The organism is Alteromonas sp. AWJ4_199 (genome assembly GCF_056159165.1).
The window spans coordinates 3,021,089-3,044,051 of record NZ_JBSWUR010000001.1 but is presented as its reverse complement, the minus strand read 5'-3'; the positions used below and the strand labels follow the sequence as shown (position 1 = coordinate 3,044,051).

The window sequence follows — 22,963 nt, the reverse complement described above, 5'->3', positions numbered from 1 at the left end:
CTATGAATAAACTCTCATACATTGCCCTTCTATTTCTTTTTTTTATTTCTCCAAGTTACGCAAATAACTTCACCCAAGTTTACATTGAAGGGGATGATATAGGACAAGGTTTCTTAATTAAAAGGCTTAACCTTTGTTACTTTATTTCACCGCTACATGTAATTGAAAACAGTGTATTTCTAACGGTGAAAGGAAGCGACGAACTTCGCTCGTTAGGAGATGGACAGATGCTTCAGCCGTTCGGCTATGATTTATCGGTTGGCCATGTATCAGGCTCTCTTGCTAACCAATGTGGAGTAGATTACAACGCAATATCGGTTAAACAGTCGGATATAGAGAAAGCAAAAGCTGTAATTGTCTCTACAGTAAATAGTGACGGCTTACCCTCAAATATGAGTGCTACTGTTCAAGAAACAGGCTTGATCTACTTAAATATCAAGCCACAAGCAAAAGAAAGAACGTTTTTTAAAGGGATGAGTGGAAGCTTAGTCTTCTCGGGAGGTGTCCCTGTAGGAATGCTCCAATCTATAGATAATAAAACAGGCTTGGGCAAAGTTCTTAGAATGGATCGACTATTTGAGACTGTTTCTCCATTTTTTTCTACTGATGTCGTAGTTCCTCTAGTTAACGAAGTTGCACCGACTAAAGAATCAAATTTAAATTTCATTGTGAGTTATTGGAATATGCCTCCAACAATGAGCCAAAAGTCTATAAAACTCATCAATGATGGGGATAATTCGACTTACTATGAAACTAGTTTAAATGGAGATATCGCCGAGATTGATTTTACGTTACCCAATTATAATAACGTTAAAGAGCTAAAACTCAGTCTTCCTAATGATAGTGGAATAAAAGATGTTGAAGTGCTTACCTCTAAAAAATCGAAGGGAAAAAGGGGGTGGGTTTCAACTTCCAGCAGCACGATACTGCCGAATCAAAGCGAAGTAATTATTGAACTGGGAAGTATTAAAGCCCGCCGTTTAAAACTAAAAATCTATTCTAGCTGGAATAAAAACGGGCTTATTAAAATTTCTGAAGCGAGTATATTTTAAAAGATACTTATCGTGGCGGGGAACTGCTGCTTTTCGCAAGTTATGGTTCCTTCATACACTAGGCTATCTCCTAATTTAAATTCGCCTTGACAGTAAATTGTCTCTAAAAAAAGATTCAATCCAGATATAGTAGAAACTCTATAACTTGAATGTTTATGCGAGTTGTTTTTAAAAACGCCTTTGTCCTTGTTATAGTCACTTATGCGAACCATTAACCTCCCACCAAAATCGTCGTAGACTTTTTTAGCATTTTCGTTTTCTGGAGTTTCGGAAAAAGAAACTACGAAGCTATCAATCTCACTAAACTTATTTCTTATAGTCAACGCTACTACAGACTCGTCTGACGCATTTACTCCGGCAGAGAAAGCAAGTTCTCTCATTGCTAAGTCCTCTGAGTTTTGCATTGTGTCAATTGCAGCAAGCCTTAGTGCAGGGTCAGCACTTTGAATTAGTGCTTTAAGTTCATTTATTTCCGCAGCTCTTTTTTTAATTTCTTCGATTGAATTAGCTGATACTGAAGTTGCAGTAGCTGAAAGCAGTGCTGTTGCAGCGAGGGTTCCCATGATTTTTCTTAGCATTATTTTTCGTCCTTTGAGTAAATTAAGTGCCTCATTAAGTTAACGATTTTCAATGTATTTTACAAATACCTTTATGTCTAAACTTAACAACAAAATGAATAGGTAATTCTTGATATTGATTATTAGATGAAGATTTTTAGTAGGTTGTAGACTTCGATGCTTAAGATGGGTCAATTACTTAAAAAAGCCTCCTAGCAGGAGGCTATTAAATTCAGCGTGTAAGCTTTCGCCATCGCGCTTTACACGCAATCATCCACGTCTCAGAATCGATACCGAAAATACTTTCAACATCATCAGAAAAATGCCTCAAAAAGTCGGTTATCTCTTGATGGTAGGAAAGCAGTAGACAAAGCGCTTCTTTTCCTTGGCGGTATTTACCACCTCCGTCCTCTATTTCCTGCTTAAGAGAATTACTGATTGATATCCCCAACCATTTGCCGACATTATCGCGATGTAAATAAATGTATCGCTGGTAGTCCAACACAATGCCAGGTGGTTCAGCATTCACATTCGCTAATAATAGGATTGTTGAGTCATCTCCTTTAAATGGCGACCTAGAGCGTCGCTGATATTTCCTGATGATAGTTAGTTTTTTGTCTTGCACTTTGTTGCTCCTGTTTTGTCCTTGGAAGTAACTAGGCTCCTAGATGGGAAACTCCTCTCTTTCTTCAGTATGAAAGTCCAACTTCATCTGTTTTGAGAAAAAATCTAAATCGTCTTCTGTCCACTCGGCATAAAGCTCAGGTTCGCTCAACACAACGCCGATGAGTTCACGTATCACGGGAAAGTACGCAGGATTCGAAACAATGTGATTTTGCAAAATGATATTCATAATAACGTCTTCGATGTGCTGATTGTTTCTGTATTGACTTCCATCGAACTCATCTCGATAAGCCATAAATGCATTTGCCATGTTGTTGAAAATTTCGGATACGATCGCGGAGCATAGGTATGTGTTTGTAGTCATGAATTTTCCTTTTTTGTTGTTATTCATAATTACTTAGTCTCTCTATTAGAAAAATTTCCCTATTCCTGACTAATTAAAAGATAAGACTAATCAGGAAAGGAAATAAGACATGACGCATCTATCAGTTGTCGAACAGCCAAAGCATTGCATCTCAGATGATGAGGACTACATTGCTTTATACGAGAGCGAAGGCTCGTATATCTATTACGTGAAAAATTATGCAGTGCAAACTGAGTTTCTGCTGCTAAGCATGGATTTGATGATGGCTTTGGAGGAAAGGTACAGAGCAGTAGCGGGCGTTTATTTCACACCAAACTTTTCAGTTCTGAAACGTTTTGAGTCAGAAGTCACACATCACTTACTTACAAGTGCACAATTGCCTCACTTTCATTACTTGTTCAACTGTAGTGTTTCAAAGTTCATCAAAAGACTTTGAACTACTGAAGCCAGCTTTTCGCTGGCTTTATTTATACCTAACAGGCAAGGGCAAAGCCTTCGTCCCCATCGTTATTCCATTCATAAGCGCTGCGATGAATTCCGACAAAACTCAATAGTTCAACTTCAAACAACAACATCCTAGCTCCTAACTAATAGCCACCAAACTTAATTTTCAAACAATTTTTTGATTTTAAGGCGTTTTGTGTATGCCTAATCGCTAACATTTACCAAGAAGTAAGTTTTGAGAATGTCTTCGCTCACATCCCAGATTATTTTCAAAAAAGCGCAAATGAGGTTGTGTTTATTTCTCGCTTTTCCAAATACACTTTTAACTGTCAGAACAAAATGAGGCTGTACTCGATGGTAACCACTTTATTTTCATTACTGGTTCAACAATTCGACAAAGAGTATGTTCAACCAAGTGATATTTCTAACTGGTTTTCAGCTAAACCCGCTTCGAAGAAGCTTCTTACAGATCTGGCAAAGTATTTCGCACGATCTCAGGAATTGGATTGTGATATTTCGTTGATGCAAGTGGCTAAGGATTTAGTCGCAAGCAAGTCAGCCAAACTGAGTACCCAAAAAAACATGCAAGATAACAGTCTTCACCAACAGTCTGTGGATACGCTTAACGCGTCAATGTCGAAACTCCAACTAGCCACCTTTTTCTTTCAGCAATTAGGCAATCGCGCGGTTGTTCCATTTGCTGAAGCTGCTCAACTTTTTCAAATTTCCTCTGGTTCGGCGGAAGCAAAGCTGAAAAGCGGAGCTTATAAAGAACTGTGCTACATGGAAGTAGAGAAAGAAAATCGCAAGTCTCGTCCCTTGGTAAGCGTGTTAGATCTAGCTGACTACTTTTACAAAAAAAGGGAGGTAGTGGTTCTTGGAGATGTGCCTCAAGATTAGCATGACGCTTAACGGGAGTGGAACACTGGGAACAGGGCTTTTAGAAAGAAAGCAAAAGCTGAGAACAAAACTCCTCTGCTATTTGGGCGGTGAACCGCTTTTCACCACCCATCCATTAAGCTACTTCTTAATTCGACGGAATATCAGTGGTAAAGCACCTAGTAGCAAGAAAATTGCTGAAGGCTCACTCACGCTAACTTGATTTCTTTCGGAGATGGCACGCACTAAAGCCGTTCCTTGTGTAGAGCGCGTATAGTATTGAGAGAACTCGTCGTTCAAAGCAATCGACTGTCCAAATTCCCGAGGTGGGTTTGAATTAGTAATTTTATCTAACAGGTACGCTGAACGGACTGTAACCGTCCACGGCACAAGGCTAGTTGACGGCGCTTTTTTATAAAACCAAGCAGAAGACCAAGTATTTGAATCTCCAACACAGTCCAACGAAGTATCACTTTCAAAACAACTTGTGCCTGTTACACCAAATAATTCCGAAAAGCTACTATATAGTGCCTCTCCTTCAGCGTAAGCCCAAGAGTGACCGCCATCTTGATATACCTCTCCCAAGGATTTACCGAAATGACCGCTTAAAAGTGACTCTACTTCACCATATAGAGCAACTCTCCAACCAGTTGAGTGATACTCATCGCGAGCTTCGGCAAGATACATATTTACTGTCTCATCCCATTGAAGCCATTCAAGACCTTGTGAGTAATCAGTGACTATGTTGGTTTGAGTGTCTAGCGAAAGACTTCCATGCGTAATAATCGCGGAGTTACTAAAGAAAGGGGTTATACTTAATGCTGCTATTAATGCGCTTTTTTTAATCATTTTTATGACTTCCTTGATTTTTATCTTTTCGCTCCAAAAAAGCGAATGCGCACTAATGCAAATAAAAGGCCATTCTCAATAATATGACTATACCTCCTGCTACTTATGAAGAAGGTATTTTTCAACCATTTTGAAATAAACAATATGTAAATAAAACAGACACTTAAATGTATACTAATTAAACAGCGAGGGAGGGTACTCCCCCCTCGAACTGTAATTAATCCTCTTCGTTCTCGTCGCCCCGATATTCATCGTTATTTGGATTCAATTGGTCAGCATGATTGTCCAAGCTATCCCAATAAGCATCGTTGTTTGGGTTCATGCTGTCGCTTCTGTCGTCATTCGATGTTCTACTCATTATTTTTTACCTCTGTTTTGTTGAATTTGCTTTCCACGGTGGCCCATCGCTTGGTCGTACTGCTTGTTTGTTCCAGATGTACCTTTATTGCGATTGGTCATGTTCGCTGAGTTGTCTGTAGGTTTGATCTTTGACATTAGAGCTTCTCCTTATTTGTTGCTCGACGTGTATTCTGCTTTAATATAATCATCAAAAAAGGGACATTTGAGTGAAATTATTTAATCGAGAACTAGATAAGGGGTTACTGTTCAACCAGTTTCAGGGAAAGACTTTAAGAGCAATTAATTCAATTAAGTCAGAATCAGATTTTTTAGTAAAAGTTGCCCAAAAAACGAAACGAAATAAAAGTATCACCCACGACCTTCAAATTTTCAGAGACTTTCGTGCTGATAAGCTTGATCCAGAAAAACTACAATCTTATCTGGATTTTGAGTTTCCCTCAGGCTATCCAGGCTACAATAGTAGTAACGATGACATTATTGGAGGTTGGCACCACGTTCAGAGTGCGGTCTTCATGCTAAGTCATGCCAGCGATAAACCTGATCGCTTGTCTACTTTCTGGGACTTTATTACCGCTCACTGCATATTGGAACGTGAGCAAGTATTATTAGTACGTTCTACTAAAGATATTGTATTGGCCGAAGAGTTTCTTAAACGATGGCTGTATATAGATGATACTGGCCTAGTATTCAAAGATTCAAACTTCAGTGTTACATATGCAATTAACATGATTATGTTTTGGAGCGCTTGTTTCGAACTTTTTCTAGAATTGGAGTATGAGTCGGATGAACACTCTATAATGGGACACTTACTTCCATCTTGGTCTCTTACGGAAAAAGGGAAATATTTTAACTCAAGCAACGAGAGATTGGTTGAAGTAGTCAAGAGTAATTGGGCAAAGAAGCATTACAAAGTTGATAAAATAACTAATACACAATTTTATCGTGATATTTTGGTCAAGCAATACCACGACGAAACACTCGATACATCGAAAATATTTACATGCAAAGAGGATTTAATAGACCCAAACACAGACGCTATTAAAAAAAGATTTCAGCGGATAGGTAAAAGACAATTGTTTACCCTTGATCAGTTTAGAGCAGACATAGCAATTCTAAATAATTCATTTGCTGATACAGAAGAGCAACTTCCAATAGTTATTCCTTTTTTGCTTACTAACCTATTCACACTTTACCAAACGGATTTAATTAAAGCTGGGTGTAGTTTTGAGTCTATCGTAAACAACTTTGCTAGGTACCCCTCGCTAAAATCAAAAATTCGTAACCGCTACGATCATTTTCTTGTTTCGGGAGAGTTACGCCCCTAGTTGCCTACACTATAGAGTGGAATAGTATTTCGTTGTATTCATCGAAGGTTTTAGTAACATGGGTTTGCGAGACTTTCGCACTAACGCGGGGACTAATAGGTGGAATTACATTAAGGGAACGTTGCTTTAAACCCTGTACTTAAAGGGCTAGAGAAGAGCTGCTTGCCCAATCCAGCATTGGAGCGACAGAGAATCTTCGGTCAAGAGTTTGAACAGTAGTATTCAATTTAAGCCCATGTTTTGTATAGATAATATTTAACTTTTTAGAGTAAATGCCAAATGCGGTATTTATCCCTTTAATTCCTTATTTTCACTGCATCGGGGTCCAAAAAGAGCCTTTTGGGGGCCCGAATTTTTAGGCGGAAAATAAGATGGCGTAATATAGCATTACTAAGACGACGAGAAAAAATATCAATGTCTATCGCGTGAGAGTAAGAAACAAAGAGTCGGGGGTTATTACTTTTTCAATTACATTGAAGCTGCCTTCATGTTCATTAAAAGCCGATGTTCACAAAAAGCGAACACATAAAAAATGAACGAATATTGCATTCTTGCGGTTGCCGCACCCCTTAGATATCGAGCTAGCGCTGTCTACAAAATCCTACTAGTTAACGCCTTAACATTTTCTTAGATTCGAAGCGCTGCCTCACCCTCACTTAATAGTGCTTTTAGTATCCTTGCACTATTAAATTATTAACAACCCTCTGAAAAATTTGCTTTTTTTAGATAGGTATTTACCACTATTATGCTTTTAGCGTATTTCAAAATGAGCAATTAGCGGCTATTGTATAAGGTAATAACCGTAATTATCAGCACAATTAAAAATGTGATCGCAGAATACTCGCTATTAAAAGCAAAAGTACTGCACCTCCCGGAGACATTTTATGGCGGACATGAAGCCGAAGGATCAGCACGCGCAAGACGTTTCTAAAACAGAAAGCGCTCCTCAACCCGCTGATGAGCTTGCTCAACTTAGAGAAATATTATTTGGCCAAACGAACCGTGCTTTTCGCGCAGATCTTTCTGCTCTAGAGTCGCGTGTAAATGACAGCTTCGCTAAATTGAACACACACCTTGATAGTCAGTTTAACGACATACGCAAACTTATTGATGACCAGATCACGGAATTATCTAATCAGCTAGCCAGCGCTAATGACAATAACAGTAACGTGCAAGAACAGCTTCAGCACACGACTGACAAACTGCAAAGCGAGTTAGAGATTGCTGAAACAGCTGCTAAAAACGATAACGACGCGCTAGAAGCTCATGTTGTGAAAGAACTAGAATCACTAGACAACCTATTTAGCAAACGTCATCAAGAGTTGTTAGAAAAGCTACAGCAGGTTACTAGCGAACTTTCAGAAAGTAAAACTGACAGAAAAACACTGGCAAACTTACTTTCAACCATGGCAACCAACCTCGCTACCGACCATTAATTAATGAGTGACAAGGTGCCGCCGTCTGAATTGCAGGACAACTCTCTTGAGAAAGTCAGAGAGCTGCTTATTGGACGGGATGACAAGTTCACTCAGGAAAAATTGCAGCGCGATGCCAAAGGCATCGTGACTAATGTTGTCTCCGAAGCGCTACTTGATCGAGAAACAAAAGATGGCTCGGTAAATAAGGTATTAGTTCCCCTTGTTGAAAAGTCGCTGCACCGTTCTATAGAAGCCAATAGCGAAAAGATCGTCGGCACACTTTACCCATTAGTCGGCACGCTGGTAAGAAAGGCAGTGTCTTCATTTCTTGTAGAATTTGTCGAGCGCACAAACGCGCTAATTGAAAACAGCTTCAGCCCTAAAAGTGTATCCTGGCGTTTTAAAGCGTGGCAATCAGGAATTAAATATTCCGAATACGTTGCATCGCAAATTTATCAGTACCAAGTTCAGCAACTTCTTGTCATACATCGAGAAACCGGCACCCTACTCCATAGTATTTCATCAGACCCTGAAAAAGAGAAAGATGCCGACCTGATTTCATCGATGTTAGTGGCTATCAATGACTTCGTAGCAGATGCGTTTGGCGTCACCGCCACCGAATCAGACAACGAGCTGGGTGAGATAAAAACAGAAGATTTTACGCTACTGATAAAAATTGGTCCGCAAGCACTGCTGGTTGCTGCAGTTACTGGAAGTATTCCTCCTGAAGTACGGGGTAAGCTTCAGCAGGCTTTGGAGGAATTTCATCAGTTTTACCAACAACCTTTAATTAATTATGAAGGCGACAATGCCCCGTTTGAGGGTTGTGAGACTATTCTTGCAGATTGCTTAGTCAGTGAGAGAAAGGAAGGCGAAGGTAAAAAGTCAAAACGTATGATAGGCGCTGCAGTGCTAATTGTAATTTTTACTGCACTTGCAGTACTGTCGTTTACGCGCTTGTCACTCAGTATTTTAAAAAGTGATTTGCACGAGCTTACTCCTCCGCCGGGTATCATAGTTACAGACACATATGTTTCTAATGGAAAGGTTTACGCTAAAGTACTCCGAGATCCCGTAGCTACCAACATCGAACAATGGTTTAATGACAGTGACATTGATGCTGACAAGATCACCATTATTGAAGAGCCATTTGTGTCTTTAAAACCCGGTGTGGTCGAACGCAAACTTGAAAGTCTTGTTATGGATTATCCACTGAGCGAATCAGAAAGCATTTCAATTGAAAAAGATGATAATCATCGCTTTGTGATATCGGGCACAGTGTTTACTCCCACGGCAATCAACCTAACTAAGCAAATAGATGCGATCCCGGGTATTTCAGCGATTGCGGTTGATACAGATACACTTAATGTACAAGCAGCTTATGAAGTTGATGATGCAGCACTTCAAAAAGCCGCGTTAAATCGACTAGTGAACAAGGTTTCTTCACAAAGTGTACTTTTTGCTACTAACCAAGAAGCGCTTTCTGAAGTACAGTTAGCAAAACTAGAGGCGCTGGCAAACGACATAAAACAATTATTAACCCTTGCAGACAACGCAAGCACTGTTGTTAGTATTGTTGTGATGGGCGCCAGTGACAATTCAGGGTCAAGCGCTCGCAACCGCGCCTTGAGCCAAAAAAGAGCAGAGAACGTTGTGAATTCATTAATTTCACTTGGCATTGAAAGTGATATCCTTATACCTGTAAGTTTAGGTGAGCTTCCGTTGCAGAAAGCATCAATGGGGCGTTCAGTTATGTTAAATGTTTTAATATCCAGTGAGCAATAGTAAGGAAACTTTGCGGTGATACAGAAAAAAGTTTGTATTTTAGGCCCCACTGGTGTTGGCAAGACAAGCCTAGTAAAACAATTCGTTGAAGGTATTTTTTCTGAAAAGTACAAGACAACCATTGGCGTAAAAATCGACAAAAAGCAAGTCAATAAGGAAGGACGAGGTGTTCAGCTTCTACTTTGGGACTTAGAGGGTATCGACAGATACTGTGGGTTTAATCCCCGCTACCTTCGCGGCGCCAGTGCTTATATTATCGTGGTTGACCAAACTCGCTCTCAATCCTTACTTGAGGGCATAGAAATTCTTGAGCTCGCCCGAGAGCACTACCCTGACATTCCCGCCTTTTTCGTGGTGAATAAAACTGATCTACCTACCAGTTGGCATTGGAGTGAGGAGGAGTTGGATAATTACGCACAGAGGTTTGCATCACTTACCAAAACAAGTGCGAAAACTGGTGAAAATGTAGAAAACTTATTCAATACAATTGCATTTTGGTAGGAGAAAGACATGGATATCCATTTACTGAATGCGTTGGGCATTACTAACTGCGCGTTGTTTAAGTGCAATTCTGAAACCGAGATTGACTGTTTAACACCGGAAATTCCATGGTTAGCTAACGTTGTTTCGCTTGACGAAAACAACAAACTGCAAAAGAAGTATATCTCCTCTCTCTTTTTAGATGACTTTTTTATTGACGCCGATGAGGTTTGGAAAGGTAATACCTCGCTTACGCTATCTTCGGGCTTTTGGACAGAGCAATGCGATCAGCAGGTTTTGCGCCTTGAAGCATTGGCTATAAATAGTGGCTCAGGCTCTCGGTATCTCGTTCTTAAAAATGTTGAAGAGCAATTTGACGAAAAGCAACAAACGCTGCAAGCAGCCCGTGAACTATTGTTAAGCCACCATGAAATTGTAGGGCAGCACGAATACATTAGGCACAAATTGAACAATGTATTGCGCAAAAATACCCGATTACAACAGCTAGTCCCCCCAATACAACAAGCTATACATAATCTAGAAACGGGCGTTGTTATTCTAGACAATGCAGGCGCCTTAGTTCTCGATAATAACGCTTCACACAGACTTCTACTTTGTAATAGCACCACACCGAGTTCTATCCGTATCAGCGAGCTGATAAAAGACATCGATGCGCCATCTACTTTTCTACCGGCATTAGTAAAGCGCAAAGCGCCATGGCAAGGTGAAGTATATTGGCAGCCGGTTGACGATTATAAAGTCTGGCTTCAGGTTACCATTCATCCAGTGTTGCAAGACGATGAGCTCACGCACTGGGTATATCTATTTACCGACATCACGCACATACACAACAAAGAAAAAAGTATACTTACTGCCAGCGGCATGGATTCGTTAACTAAAGTTGCCAACCGCAATTCGTTTACCAGCACGGTAAGGCGGCTGGTACAGGAAGATACCCCTTTTAAGTTATTTATCATTGATATTTGCGGTTTCAAAAAGATTAATGAGATGCTGAGCTACCAATCTGGGGATGAGATTTTAAAGTCATTTGCTTTACGGCTACAAACCTTCGTTGGTAACAGCGGATTCACTGCAAGAATCGGCAGTAACGAGTTTGCCCTCGTAAAACGAATAGATACTTTTAAAGATGTAAGCACTACCGAGTATGCTAGACAGCTTGTAACTAAGCTCACTCAGCCCTACACCGTAATTAACGGCAACGAGCCCAACCTAGGTGTTAATATTGGTGAGGCGAGTTTTCCACAGGACAGCTTTTCATCAGAAACGCTGTTGCAATGTTCAGATATTGCACTTCAAGCCGCTAAATATCAGGGAAGGAACATCGCCCTCGCTTACAGCGAGGAACTTCACGAGCAGCATCGTGCCATTAATGAGCTTGAAACGAAGCTTCGCGGTGCCATAAAAAATAGCGAGCTAAAACTCTTCTTACAGCCCATCGTCGACCTCTCTTCAGGGAAGATAGTAAAATGTGAAGCGCTAGCAAGATGGATAACACCTGAAGGAAAATTTATCTCACCGGAAGTATTCATTCCGTTAGCAGAAAAAAGCGAACTCATCTTCCCCTTTGGTGAGTGGCTTATTAATGAAGCCTGTAATGTTATTGAGGCGCTAAAAGCATCGAAATTAGATATTAGATTGGCTATTAATATATCCGGTCGCCAAGTATCAGATTTAGCGTTACTTAATCAAATTAAGAATGCATTAGAAGATCACCAGCTTCCCGGCTCCAATTTATCTATCGAATTAACAGAAAGCGTGTTTGTTGAGAGTTTAGACACTGTGTCTGTCTTGCTTAACGAGCTTAGGGCTATGGGTATTACTGTATCGATAGACGATTTCGGTACAGGTTTTAGCTCGCTAGTATACTTGAAAAAATTGCCTATTGATGAGCTTAAGATTGACCGCTCTTTCGTAAGTGAATTAGAGAAAAATACCGATGACCAAGCAATTGTGCAGGCTATTCTCGGGCTTGCGCATAATTTAAATATCAAAATTATCGCCGAAGGCATTGAGACTCAACAGCAGCAGCAATTTTTACAAAATCATCAGTGCGCTTACGGTCAAGGGTATTTATATCAACGACCCGTTGCGATTGATGAATTCATCTCGCTTGCGCAAAAGTTAAAGTAATTACAGTCTTTTAGGCAATAATGATACAGAAAGCCGGAACATGTTCCGGCTTTTTAATGTACTTTTGAGTTTAAATGAGCACGCTTAGATTAAGCCCATATGTCCCGCATGGAACTCTAAATGCTCTTCAATAAACGATGCGATGAAGAAGTAACTGTGGTCGTAACCTTCGTGCATATTCAGCGTAAGTTGCGTATCGGATTGTTGAGCAGCATGTACCAGAGACTGAGGCTTTAGCTGTTCGTGCAAGAACTCATCTTTTGTGCCCTGCTCTACCAACAAAGGCACGCTATGGGTTTTGCTTGCTAACAGCAAAGATGCATCGTAGTCCTTCCACGTTGTCTTGTCTTCGCCTAGGTATCTGCCTAATGCTTTTTCTCCCCATGCGCAATCTGAGGGGTTCGAAATAGGGCTAAATGCTGATACTGAAACAAATTTGTTTGGGTTACGCATGCCGATAACAAGCGCACCGTGTCCGCCCATAGAATGTCCGCTAATCGCCCGCTCTTTAGTCACAGGGAATTCGCTTTCGATAAGCGCCGGCAGTTCATCAACAATGTAGCTATACATATTGTAGTGTTTATCCCACGGTGCTTGTGTTGCGTCCACATAAAAGCCTGCTCCTAAACCGAAATCATAAGACCCTTCTTCATCGTCTGGCACCCCTTCACCACGAGGCGATGTATCAGGCGCAACAATAGCCATGCCTAGTTCCGCTGCCAGTTTCATTGCACCGGCTTTCTGCATAAAATTTTGGTCGGTACAAGTTAGGCCTGACAACCAATATAGAACCGGAACCGGTTTCTCTTTCGAGGCAAATGGGGGAAGAAAGATTGCGAAAGTCATGTCGCATTGTGTGGTTTCAGATTTGTGGGTATAGCGCAAATGCTGTCCCCCAAATGCTTTATTTTCGCCAATAAGCTCCATTTCAGCTCCTTAAATTCATAAATTTGCACCTTTATTGGGGAATCAGTAAAGGCTCTATCGGATTTTAGATCAAGTTCGTTTACACTAAGCGCCTAATTTTTGAGGTAAGTACAATGGTAAAAGCCCTGTTGCATCATATTGTTGGCACTATTTCGGTTATCTGCTATTTCCTGAATACAGTTTTGTGGTCAACGCCTATATTCATACTCGCGATTTTTAAGTTAATCCCTTTTGCCCCATGGCGTCGCTTCATCTCCTATTTGCTTGACGCATGTGCCACTGCGTGGATTGGTGTCAATAACCTCAATCAGCGCATTAGTGGGCGTACCAAGTGGCAAGTAAACGGACTTGAAAAACTTACTCGAGACGATTGGTATCTCGTTATTGCTAATCATCAATCTTGGGTCGATATCTTAGTTCTTCAACGTGTATTCAACCGAAAGATCCCTTTTCTAAAGTTTTTCCTTAAAAAGGAATTGATCTATGTGCCGATACTAGGCCTTGCTTGGTGGGCGCTAGACTTTCCATTTATGCGCCGATATTCAAAATCTTTCTTGGCTAAAAACCCACATCTTAAGGGTAAAGATATGGAAACCACGCGCAAAGCGTGCGAGAAGTTTCGCAATAAACCCGTCAGCATTATGAACTTCGTAGAGGGCACACGCTTTACGCAAGCAAAGCATGAAAAACAAGCTTCGCCGTTCGCTCACTTACTAAAGCCCAAGGCTGGCGGAGTGGCTTTTGTGTTATCAGCTATGGGGGAACATTTGCATAAGCTTATTGACGTAACCATAGACTACCCTAACGGCGTTCCTTCTTTTTGGGACTTCGTGAGCGGTAAAGTTCGCGACATCCGCGTAAATATAAAGGTTATGCCTATTAAAGACATTATGGAAAATGGCGTATTCAACGATAGTTACTTTGACGACCCACAAGTTCGCGCCCGTTTTCAAACATGGCTAAATGAACAATGGCACGCCAAAGATCAGCTTTTAAATTCACTTAACGCAACTCAGAAACCATTATGATCCGTGTAGTACTTGCGCCTTTTATCTTTGTTTTGCACACCACACTGCAAATTCTCAACCTCGCTCTATGGGGCGGACTAATTATTCTACTTGGCTTGGTAAAACTGCTGTTACCAAATGGAAAAATACGGACTACATGGAACAAAGTAATGCATGCGCTTATGTTTAGCTTTGGCCGTATTAGCGTGATATTGATTAGGTTGTTCAATAAGGTTGATATTGAGTGTTCGGTTCACGGTGAGCTTTCAAAGAACAGTTGGTATTTGATTATCGCTAACCACCTTAGTTATTTGGATATCATCCTGCTCATTGAGTTCGCCACACACCGCATTCCCGCGCCCAAGTTCTTCCTTAAAAAAGAGCTGATATGGCTACCGTTTGTAGGGCTTGGAGCATGGGCTCTTGATATGCCGTTTATGCATAGATACACCCGTGCGTACCTTGAAAAACATCCAGACAAAAAAGGCAAAGATCTAGAGACCACTAAAGCGTACTGTGAGAAGTTCAGAACGGTTCCGACTACTGTCATTAACTTTGTTGAAGGTACTCGCTTCACCACACAAAAACACTTGTCTAAGCAAAGTCCGTACGAGAATCTACTTCCGCCAAAAGCCGGCGGCGTATCCTTCACGCTATCTGCTATGGGCGAGCTATTTACCAACGTGTTAGATATCTCGTTGCTTTATCCAGAAAACAAGCGCCACCCAATGATGGCAATGTTAAGCGGTCAAATGACAAAAATCGTCATTGACGTAAATGTTACACCCGTTCCCGAGTTACAACAGGAATCAGAACGCACTGAGTCTGAGTTTCGTCTCTATTTTCAAAACTGGTTAAATGGTCTGTGGGAAAATAAAGACAACCGTATTAAGAAACTGTTGGAGTCGTAAATAATGGAAGTCAGTGCTTCAGTACGCGATCATTTCATTCATTTGGTTAAAGACGTTTTTCCTAATTTAACCACTGAAGATCCGCTTTACAATTTGCTTGCTCTAGGCTCTATACTATTCGTAGCAATCTTAATCTACGTGGTTGCGCGTCTGCTAGTGCGCCCCCAAATTGCCAACTGGGTATATAAGTCGAACAATAAGTGGGATAACGCGCTGCAAGAACATGGCTTCTTCAGACGCTTAATGCACCTCTTCCCTGCTCTCTTTATTTATATTGCCACCCCAGTACTTATTCATAACGAAGCAGTAATGCACGGAATGATGATTAAAAGTGCTCAACTGTACATGCTGTATAGCGGGTTGTTGGCCCTGTACGCCATGCTGAGCACGGTAGAGGACGTATATAATGCATCTGCGCTCTCACGGCGCGCGCCAATAACAGGCTTCATTCAGGTTACTAAGTTAGCGTTTGCTATTGTCACCATACTGTTAAGTATTTCATTGATTGTAGATAGAAGCCCGCTGCTTATTGTTTCTGGCTTAACCGCCATTGCAGCTGTGCTGCTATTAATATTCAGAGACACCATTTTAGGCTTTGTTGCCGGTATTCAAATTGCCGCCAACCGCATGTTTAATACAGGCGACTGGATTGCCATGCCTAAGTATGAAGTAGATGGTGAAATACTCGAGATAGGTCTAACCAACGTTAAAGTTCAAAACTGGGATAAGACTATTTCAACGTTGCCGACCTATAGCCTTACCACTGAAGCGGTAAAAAATTGGCGGGGCATGCAGGAGTCTGGTGGTCGTAGAATTAAGCGTGCTATTTATATTGATGTGCACTCGATCAAGCTTTGCGACAACGACATGCTAGAGCGCTTTTCCAAAATTCGTTATATCAATGAGTATGTCGAGAAAAAGAAGAACGAGCTTCGTGCCTACCACAGAGATTATTCTATTGATGAATCGGATCTGTTAAACAACCGTCGCCTTACTAACATTGGTACTTTCAGGGCGTATTTAGAGGCTTACTTACGTAAACACCCAGACATTAACCAAGAACTGACCTTAATGGTTAGGCAGCTACCGCCTAATGAGCTTGGTTTACCTTTAGAAATTTACTGCTTCAGTGCACAAAAAGAATGGGTGAGATACGAGAAAGTGCAGGCAGATATTTTTGACCATGTTATGGCCATGCTTGACCTGTTCGACTTACGCGCTTATCAGCGTGACGGGCATTTATCTTTGCTAGCCCATCGTGAACATAGCGTGTTTAACAGCACTGATGGAAAAGATGCCCGACAGGAACCTGCGCAACACCGTATTGATGACTAATACGCCAAGATAAGTTATTGCGCCAAAAGAAGCTTAGGGCAAAAGCGCACATGGCCGCAAAGACAACAACCACTAGAAGTAATATCAGTATTTTTTAAAGGCGAAAAAAAACCGGCTGTAATAGCCGGTTTTTTCATAATACTTATCGCTTAAGCCAGTGCGTAGGCCATCAGTAAACAAAGTACTAAACCAGTAACGCCAAAAAAACCATACTCGATTTTTTCCTGCATACCTTCAGCACCTGCTTTAGCAGTCATAAAGCCCATAACGATGCTGCTTAGCCCTAGCGTAAAGGCAATTAGCGCAACACCAAACATAATTGCATTAATCCAATCAGCCATTGTGATAACCCCTTAAAAATATTGGCGGTATTATGCACCAATAAATAAGATTTAACCATGCTTGGATTGGCTTAAATGTATCGCTATTGGTATTAATTGATCTTAGTCAAAACTACTAATTAATTAGCAATTTCACTAAATAGTGAATTGAAAATTGCTCTAAAAAACCACCATTACAACCTAACCTACTGAAAAATATAAACTTTAAATATTGGCAAGGCCATTGCTCTGTTAAAGGTATACCAGCGAATAACGCTAGTGTTTATTTGATAGTGACTCTACAACCCGTCGCAGCGCTTAGAACAAGGTTGATGTGTCACACCTAAATTAAGGAATGAACAATGTCTAACAAACTACTACTTTCTGTTGCCGTTACCAGTGCTTTGATAAGTGGACACGCATTCGCGCATGACACAAGCTTTCAGAACAACAGCTGCGACATGGAGCTAGATGGCCATATTCAGTATTACCAAGGCGACCTTACGGTTCAGATGGACAATGGTTCGGTAATGACCATTGATGCTCAACACAATATGACCATCAACGGTGAGTCAATTTCGCTAAATAGCGAACAACAGCATTGGGTAAGTGAATACTACAACAACATTGATATTGCTATTCCTATGACCCTTACTATTGCCAGTGAAGGCCTACAAATTGCCAATGTAGCAGTAACTGAAGTGTTTACTGAACTGTTGGGCGGCGATCAAATGGGTGATGATTTCAATGAATTGTTCAACTCACTAGAGACCAAACTAAACACCTCATTTTATGATGACGCGGGCAATATTCGCGTAGATTCTACGAAATTTGACGAGCCAGGTTGGTTTGACGAAAGCTGGGAACAAGAGTTTGAAACACAAATCGAATCTTTGATCAGTGAATCTATGGGCAGAATTCTTATCGCGGTTGGCACACAAATGCTGTGGGAAGGTGGTGATATGTCTGAGTTTGAACAAAAGATGGAGCGCTGGGGTGAAGATTTAGAATATCGCTTGGAAAGCCAAGCCGCTTCGCTGGAAGAAAAAGGCGATGCTTTGTGTAAAGTACTGAAGAAAGCCGACTATGCCGAAGGCAAGATGCAGGCATCCATATCAGGGCTTGATGACTTGAACCTGCTAGATATTGATCACAGAGATCACCAAGACCGCCATGGCCACAACGACGAAATGAAAATGTAGTTGATTGATTTAGCGAACTAAGCCCGCTACAACAAACGACTTACCTTTCTGTATCCCCTACTTTGAAACCGACTGAAAAAACAGTCGGTTTTTAGTTTTTGTATCGATCGCTATCTAACTTTTTAATATTTCACCTCACTCAGATTTCTGCTTTTTCAGTTAATGGTAGGCGTATTAACGACATCCGCCCTCCGATTGATGTACTCTTAAGCCCTAAACAAAGGGGAATTTAATCGATGACTCAGAATGTAGTAATTAGTGGCTATGGCTGGTTAGCCGGCTATGTAGGCAACGCACTGTCGGGCAAGGTCAATATTATTGGCACTACTCGAAGCCAACAGAAACGCCTGGCGTTAAAAGAACAAGGTATCACCGCAATTGAATATGCACTGGGCGATGATACATCGGCGCTATGCAACCACCTACCAAACGCGACCCTATTGCTAAATATTCCCCCAGGTAGAAGAAACACCAACCTCGAATCATTTACTGACAATATGGTGCGACTTATTGATGCTGCACTAAGCGCAGGCGTCGCGCACATTGTTTTTATCAGTACTACATCAGTTTATGGCGATGCCACGAACGAAGTAGTTACCGAAGTTAGCACTACACAGCCGCAAACAGCTTCGGCCAAGGCACACGTTACTATTGAAGACTATTTGTTGTCTAAACGAGGTCAGGTTGATATCAGTATTATTCGTCTAGCCGGTTTAGTAGGTCCAGACCGTCATCCCGCCCGTTCGTTAAGTGGAAGACAGTTGGATGCTGGAAATAAACGAATAAACCTTGTCCATGTGCACGACATTGTATCTGCGTTAACCTCAATTATTTGCGACAAGCCACTAAACGACGTTATACACCTTTGTAGCTTATCTCACCCTAAACGCGGTATTTATTATGTAGATGCAGCTAACGCTCTGGGTATAGACGCACCACACTTTTCTGATACAGAAGCTCAGCCTAGCGGCAAGGTTATCGACGCTACACAAAGTTGGGAAAGGCTTAACATTACGCCAGAGTATGGCGACCCTTACCGCATGTTTTAAGTCTTATATTGACTCATTTTCTAACACAGTTCTCTTGGGTTGAAGTGCGTTTAACCTAATGTGTTAACCGAGTAACTTTTCAAGAACAGTGAGTGAAAAAAATTCGTTGAAAACAAAAACGGCAAGCTTCACGCTTGCCGTTTTTCATCTTAATTTACTACTATTGTGCGATAAATTTAGTAATTTTTGTCGTGAACCTTATTAACCAAAAAGGCTCAACCCGAAGTATTTTACCGCCACCGTGTTTACAAAAATCACAAGTAGAATAAGCGGAATAAACGTCTTCAACGAAACATCCACATACTTTTCGAACCAGCTGCCTTTATAGCCGCTGCTGCCTTCTTCCAAAGAAGCATTAAAATTAGCACTCTTCCAGCGATAAATAACGAACAAGCAGATTAGCAGGCCGTTTAACGGCAAAATAGTTTCGTAGAATACATCGTAAATTACGTCAAACAGCGATTTATCGGCGCCTGCATAGTGCATAAATGACGTCAGCATATCAACTTTACCAAACGACAATGCACTTAAGATAGCCAATAAAATCATAATGCTACCCAAAGAACCAAGAGCCCATTTACGACTTACGCCTTTTTCATCCATAAGCGCCGCAACAGGTACTTCAAAGATAGACACTAGAGACGTTATTGCTGCAAAGAATACTAATAGGAAGAACAAGCTGGCTACAATCGAAGCGCCCATATAGCCAATAGAGTCTTGTAGTGCTAGGAAGATACTAGGCAGATAAGTAAAAATCATACCTACAGACGATTCACTTAACTCATCAGGGTTAATATCTGGGTTGAAAGAGAATATGGCAGGAAGAATCATTAAACCTGCGGTAAACGCCACTGCAGTATCAGTTAATGCAACAAGCTTTGCAGCGCTTGGTACATCCGCACGTTTATCGATGTAACTACCGTAAGTAATAAGAATACCCATACCTAACGACAATGAGAAAAAGGCTTGCGATAACGCACCGTTCACTACTTCCGCTGTAATTTTTGAAAATTCAGGAATAATATAAAACTCTACGCCTGCCATGGCATTTTCGCGGGTCAATACGAAAACAACAAGGCCGATGAGCATCACAAAAAGTGCGGGCATCAGCAGCTTCGCCGCTTTTTCTATCCCCTCTTTTACACCACCTTGAAGGATAAGATAAACCACACCAACAACAACAGCCATGTAGACAAAGATAGACTCTGAATTAATAAACACCCCAAAGGTTGAGGGGTCTGCTAGTCTGTCTAAATTCCCACTTACTGCTTCAAATAAATAACCAAATAGCCACACGGTAATAACCATGTAAAAAACGGCAATCATAAACGGCGTGGCAATCGCGAGCCACCCCGCGACTTTCCATTTCTTTTCATTACCGCTTATATCACTGTATGCACCAAGCGGGTCTTTTTTAGCATGGCGACCCACTGACATTTCTGCCAGCATCACCGGTAAACAAATGGCAAAAACGAAAATAGCGTACATTAAAAGAAATGCACCACCGCCGTTTTTAGCTGCACCGACTGGAAAACCTACCAAATTACCAATGCCCACTGCAGAGCCTGCAGCAGCCAATATAAAACCTATGCGCGATCCGAACTGTTCTCTGGCCCCGCTCATATCCCTTCCTCTTGTTGAGTTATTGTTATAACAGTTCGCTTATCACCCATCGTGAAATACAAAAAGCCTTGTATAGAGAAAATACTTTTTGCACTCATAATGTGTACTTTTTGTTTGCGCTTGATACTCATCGATATCAAGCTGCGCGAACTGATATTATTTATTATCAGGATGGCGTTTATTGTTATGACTCACGTGTGGCGTCAACGCGTTGTATTGCTGCCTCTATGGGCGTATCAATACGCTGCACCATTCCCAAAATAGCATGGTAACAGCAGTGAAATAAAAAGTCTTGATGTTGAACTTACTGAAACGATGTTAGGCCGTATCACCAAGTTACCACTTCGCCATTCCAGTCGATAAAATGGCAAGTCTGGTCCCGATTAAGCGCTGAAAGGTGGTGAATAAGTTGTTTTGCAGTGAATTCCGGGGTAAAGAGTTTTTTAGCAGCTACATTTTTTTGAAATGGCTTCGACAGCCCAGTATCAACGGTACCTGGGTGGTAACATACCAGCATGACATCTTTCAATCTGCGCTTGTACTCTACCGACGCTGTTTTGATAAACATATTGAGCGCGGCTTTCGAGGCACGGTAGCCATACCATCCGCCAAGCCCGTTGTCTGATATGCTCCCTACTCTCGCACTTAGACAAACAAGGGTGGACCCTTCTTTACTCATAACGTTGACTAGATGCTTAAGCCATATAGCGGGAATAATGCTGTTTGTCGCGAAGTACGCAGTCAGGGCTTCCTCACTGACATCTTCTAAGCGCTTTTCGGGGTGAATACCGTCGCTTTCATTATGCAAAAAACCGGTGGTTATAACTACTGTACCCAACACAACCTCTTGCTTCGCAAGTTGCTTAACGAATTCGCTGATGTGCTTATCATCCTGTTCAGCAATTTGATGATAGGAGACGTTCTCTGAATTGTTGCTTTCAGTTGCAGCTGAACGACTTACAGCAAACACTTTTGCGCCCGCACTGCGATATTGCTCTATAAGCGCAGACGCTATCCCACCAGATGCGCCCACTATAAGTACGTTATTTTCCATTCGGCTCTCCCGGTACACAGCGGTCGCACTGGCGTTTTTTTCCTGTTAAAAGGTAAGAAATGGTATATCTATGTTTTGCGAATACATTGTAGAAAGCATCAGCCACATAACGGATAACAGGCCAACGAAGCGGAGCATAAACCCAGCCCATACCTACTGCTTTCCACGCTTCATGGGTAACATCAAGCCCAGTAATTAAAGTGCCATCATCGCGAAGCCCGTGAATTCTGGCATTAAGCGCATGCCAATCCATGGTTGGATAGCGAGTTGCAAAATCAGGGGCCTGAATGTCGACCAGGGTGAGTTTGTTATCCTTGTCTCTTTTGCGTAAATGACGCATTTCGGCTATGCACAAAGGGCAATAACCATCGTAAAAAATAATCACTTCTACCTACCTCTGCTACATAAGACGCTTATCGCTTAAAAGACGATCTCGCCCATGCAAACATGGAAAAACAAAAAATACATCGCGTTTGCCGTGCACTATCAGCACTCTTGTAGCGGCCAGTTTAAAACCGTTTTAAGCCGTCGCACGTTATTCTTATTTAATATTCGTTTATACGATAAAAAAACACGCTTGGATGACTTGTGTTGTGCCCTACCCGCACCCACACTACAAGCAAAGATTATGAGAGGTTTTATTATGGCAAATTTACAAGTAGCCACGTTGGCAGGCGGATGCTTTTGGTGTATCGAATCAGCGTTTAATAGCGTTGAAGGTGTAGAAAAAGCAATTTCTGGCTATGCTGGAGGTGAAAAAGCCGATCCTACCTATGAAGAGGTATGTACGGGAAACACTGGTCATGCAGAAGTGGTACAAGTAACCTTTGATGCCGACAACATCAGCTACCGTGAAATATTAGAAATTTTCTTCGCGCTACATAACCCTACTCAGCTAAATAGACAGGGTAATGATGTGGGTACACAGTATCGCAGCGCCGTCTTCTATCATGACGACGCACAAAAAGCGGAAGCTGAAAAAATTATTGCACAAATCACAGAAGAAGAAATTTGGCCTGACCCGGTAGTCACTGAAGTAGTAGCCTTGAATAACTACTATGACGCCGAAGACTATCATCAGGATTATTTCAAAAATAATCCGCAGAACCAGTATTGTTCTATGGTAGTTGCACCTAAACTTGCAAAATTTAAAAAGACTTTTGCTTCTCGCCTTCGCAGCGATGCATAGGTAAAGACAGCTTTTTTAGCGACGTTTACAGGTTGGCTTAAAACGAAAGGGTTGCTTG

General features: G+C 41.4%; 25 protein-coding genes. 14 read left to right on the top strand and 11 right to left on the bottom strand.

What is annotated here, in order from left to right; all coding sequences use genetic code 11:
• The first annotated feature begins 2 nt into the window (after positions 1-2).
• A complete protein-coding gene (locus tag ACXAER_RS13355) occupies positions 3-1,052 on the top strand; it encodes a hypothetical protein (protein ID WP_474829937.1) in 1,050 nt (349 codons plus the stop codon).
• Here ACXAER_RS13355 and ACXAER_RS13350 read toward each other — a convergent pair.
• From ACXAER_RS13350 to ACXAER_RS13340, 3 genes are all read right to left on the bottom strand, one after another.
• On the bottom strand, positions 1,049-1,630 hold the full coding sequence (locus ACXAER_RS13350; protein ID WP_474829935.1) for a hypothetical protein: 582 nt from the start codon (positions 1,628-1,630) through the stop codon (positions 1,049-1,051). The two genes, ACXAER_RS13355 and ACXAER_RS13350, sit on opposite strands and share 4 nt — an antisense overlap.
• A gap of 211 nt (positions 1,631-1,841) precedes the next feature.
• Positions 1,842-2,234 carry a hypothetical protein gene (locus ACXAER_RS13345; protein WP_474829933.1) on the bottom strand — a complete coding sequence of 131 codons (393 nt, stop codon included), beginning with the start codon at positions 2,232-2,234 and terminating at the stop codon, positions 1,842-1,844.
• 39 nt (positions 2,235-2,273) lie between these two features.
• Positions 2,274-2,597: a hypothetical protein gene (locus ACXAER_RS13340; RefSeq protein WP_474829931.1), complete on the bottom strand. Its 324-nt coding sequence runs from the start codon at positions 2,595-2,597 to the stop codon at positions 2,274-2,276.
• Positions 2,598-2,706: 109 nt separating this feature from the next.
• Between ACXAER_RS13340 and ACXAER_RS13335 the strand changes: the two genes are divergently transcribed.
• Together ACXAER_RS13335 and ACXAER_RS13330 are read left to right on the top strand one after the other, a co-directional pair.
• On the top strand, positions 2,707-3,033 hold the full coding sequence (locus ACXAER_RS13335) for a hypothetical protein (RefSeq protein ID WP_474829928.1): 327 nt from the start codon (positions 2,707-2,709) through the stop codon (positions 3,031-3,033).
• A gap of 362 nt (positions 3,034-3,395) precedes the next feature.
• Positions 3,396-3,941, top strand: a complete 546-nt coding sequence (locus tag ACXAER_RS13330) for a hypothetical protein (RefSeq protein WP_474829926.1) — start codon at positions 3,396-3,398, stop codon at positions 3,939-3,941.
• Positions 3,942-4,061: 120 nt separating this feature from the next.
• Here the strand turns inward: ACXAER_RS13330 and ACXAER_RS13325 are convergent, their stop codons facing one another.
• The 3 genes from ACXAER_RS13325 to ACXAER_RS13315 form a co-directional block, all read right to left on the bottom strand.
• Positions 4,062-4,769, bottom strand: coding sequence for a hypothetical protein (locus tag ACXAER_RS13325; protein WP_474829924.1), 708 nt, complete (start codon positions 4,767-4,769; stop codon positions 4,062-4,064).
• Between the two features lie 217 nt (positions 4,770-4,986).
• The gene (locus tag ACXAER_RS13320) at positions 4,987-5,127 is read right to left on the bottom strand and encodes a hypothetical protein (RefSeq protein WP_196774728.1); all 141 of its coding nucleotides are present in this window, start codon (positions 5,125-5,127) and stop codon (positions 4,987-4,989) included.
• Positions 5,127-5,264 carry a hypothetical protein gene (locus ACXAER_RS13315; RefSeq protein WP_474829922.1) on the bottom strand — a complete coding sequence of 46 codons (138 nt, stop codon included), beginning with the start codon at positions 5,262-5,264 and terminating at the stop codon, positions 5,127-5,129. Before ACXAER_RS13315 ends, ACXAER_RS13320 begins: the two co-directional genes overlap by 1 nt.
• Before the next feature lie 71 nt (positions 5,265-5,335).
• Here ACXAER_RS13315 and ACXAER_RS13310 point away from each other — a divergent pair, with 71 nt between their 5' ends.
• The 5 genes from ACXAER_RS13310 to ACXAER_RS13290 all read left to right on the top strand — a co-directional run bounded on the left by ACXAER_RS13310 (position 5,336) and on the right by ACXAER_RS13290 (position 12,288).
• Positions 5,336-6,454, top strand: a complete 1,119-nt coding sequence (locus ACXAER_RS13310) for a hypothetical protein (protein ID WP_474829920.1) — start codon at positions 5,336-5,338, stop codon at positions 6,452-6,454.
• Between the two features lie 884 nt (positions 6,455-7,338).
• Positions 7,339-7,890: a hypothetical protein gene (locus ACXAER_RS13305; protein ID WP_474829918.1), complete on the top strand. Its 552-nt coding sequence runs from the start codon at positions 7,339-7,341 to the stop codon at positions 7,888-7,890.
• 3 nt (positions 7,891-7,893) lie between these two features.
• Positions 7,894-9,657, top strand: a complete 1,764-nt coding sequence (locus tag ACXAER_RS13300) for an OmpA family protein (protein WP_474829916.1) — start codon at positions 7,894-7,896, stop codon at positions 9,655-9,657.
• A 15-nt stretch (positions 9,658-9,672) separates the two neighbouring features.
• Positions 9,673-10,158 carry a Rab family GTPase gene (locus ACXAER_RS13295; RefSeq protein ID WP_474829914.1) on the top strand — a complete coding sequence of 162 codons (486 nt, stop codon included), beginning with the start codon at positions 9,673-9,675 and terminating at the stop codon, positions 10,156-10,158.
• A gap of 9 nt (positions 10,159-10,167) precedes the next feature.
• Positions 10,168-12,288, top strand: a complete 2,121-nt coding sequence (locus ACXAER_RS13290; RefSeq protein ID WP_474829912.1) for a putative bifunctional diguanylate cyclase/phosphodiesterase — start codon at positions 10,168-10,170, stop codon at positions 12,286-12,288.
• 84 nt (positions 12,289-12,372) lie between these two features.
• On the opposite strand, the gene fghA is transcribed toward ACXAER_RS13290, so the two are convergent.
• The gene (fghA, locus tag ACXAER_RS13285) at positions 12,373-13,215 is read right to left on the bottom strand and encodes an S-formylglutathione hydrolase (protein ID WP_474829910.1); all 843 of its coding nucleotides are present in this window, start codon (positions 13,213-13,215) and stop codon (positions 12,373-12,375) included.
• Positions 13,216-13,328: 113 nt separating this feature from the next.
• Here fghA and ACXAER_RS13280 point away from each other — a divergent pair, with 113 nt between their 5' ends.
• From ACXAER_RS13280 to ACXAER_RS13270, 3 genes are read left to right on the top strand one after another with little or no spacing between them, the layout of a single operon-like run.
• Entirely contained in the window at positions 13,329-14,243 is a 915-nt protein-coding gene (locus tag ACXAER_RS13280; protein WP_474829908.1) for an acyltransferase, read from the top strand.
• The gene (locus ACXAER_RS13275; RefSeq protein ID WP_474829906.1) at positions 14,240-15,133 is read left to right on the top strand and encodes an acyltransferase; all 894 of its coding nucleotides are present in this window, start codon (positions 14,240-14,242) and stop codon (positions 15,131-15,133) included. The genes ACXAER_RS13280 and ACXAER_RS13275 overlap by 4 nt, the downstream gene beginning before the upstream one ends.
• Positions 15,134-15,136: 3 nt before the next feature.
• Positions 15,137-16,468, top strand: coding sequence for a mechanosensitive ion channel family protein (locus tag ACXAER_RS13270; RefSeq protein ID WP_474829904.1), 1,332 nt, complete (start codon positions 15,137-15,139; stop codon positions 16,466-16,468).
• A 149-nt stretch (positions 16,469-16,617) separates the two neighbouring features.
• Here the strand turns inward: ACXAER_RS13270 and ACXAER_RS13265 are convergent, their stop codons facing one another.
• A complete protein-coding gene (locus tag ACXAER_RS13265) occupies positions 16,618-16,809 on the bottom strand; it encodes a hypothetical protein (RefSeq protein ID WP_014950735.1) in 192 nt (63 codons plus the stop codon).
• 341 nt (positions 16,810-17,150) lie between these two features.
• Here ACXAER_RS13265 and ACXAER_RS13260 point away from each other — a divergent pair, with 341 nt between their 5' ends.
• Both ACXAER_RS13260 and ACXAER_RS13255 read left to right on the top strand, forming a co-directional pair.
• Positions 17,151-17,990: a DUF2884 family protein gene (locus tag ACXAER_RS13260; RefSeq protein WP_474829902.1), complete on the top strand. Its 840-nt coding sequence runs from the start codon at positions 17,151-17,153 to the stop codon at positions 17,988-17,990.
• 236 nt (positions 17,991-18,226) lie between these two features.
• Complete coding sequence (locus ACXAER_RS13255; RefSeq protein WP_474829900.1) at positions 18,227-19,039, top strand: NAD-dependent epimerase/dehydratase family protein; 813 nt, start codon at positions 18,227-18,229, stop codon at positions 19,037-19,039.
• Between the two features lie 201 nt (positions 19,040-19,240).
• Here ACXAER_RS13255 and ACXAER_RS13250 read toward each other — a convergent pair whose 3' ends face one another.
• The 3 genes from ACXAER_RS13250 to ACXAER_RS13240 form a co-directional block, all read right to left on the bottom strand.
• Positions 19,241-20,662, bottom strand: a complete 1,422-nt coding sequence (locus ACXAER_RS13250) for a sodium-dependent transporter (RefSeq protein ID WP_474829898.1) — start codon at positions 20,660-20,662, stop codon at positions 19,241-19,243.
• A gap of 328 nt (positions 20,663-20,990) precedes the next feature.
• Entirely contained in the window at positions 20,991-21,716 is a 726-nt protein-coding gene (locus ACXAER_RS13245; protein WP_474829896.1) for an SDR family NAD(P)-dependent oxidoreductase, read from the bottom strand.
• Positions 21,706-22,101: a thiol-disulfide oxidoreductase DCC family protein gene (locus tag ACXAER_RS13240; RefSeq protein ID WP_474829894.1), complete on the bottom strand. Its 396-nt coding sequence runs from the start codon at positions 22,099-22,101 to the stop codon at positions 21,706-21,708. The genes ACXAER_RS13245 and ACXAER_RS13240 overlap by 11 nt, the downstream gene beginning before the upstream one ends.
• Before the next feature lie 258 nt (positions 22,102-22,359).
• On the opposite strand from ACXAER_RS13240, the gene msrA reads away from it, so the two are divergent.
• A complete protein-coding gene (gene msrA, locus ACXAER_RS13235; protein ID WP_474829892.1) occupies positions 22,360-22,905 on the top strand; it encodes a peptide-methionine (S)-S-oxide reductase MsrA in 546 nt (181 codons plus the stop codon).
• Positions 22,906-22,963: the final 58 nt, after the last annotated feature.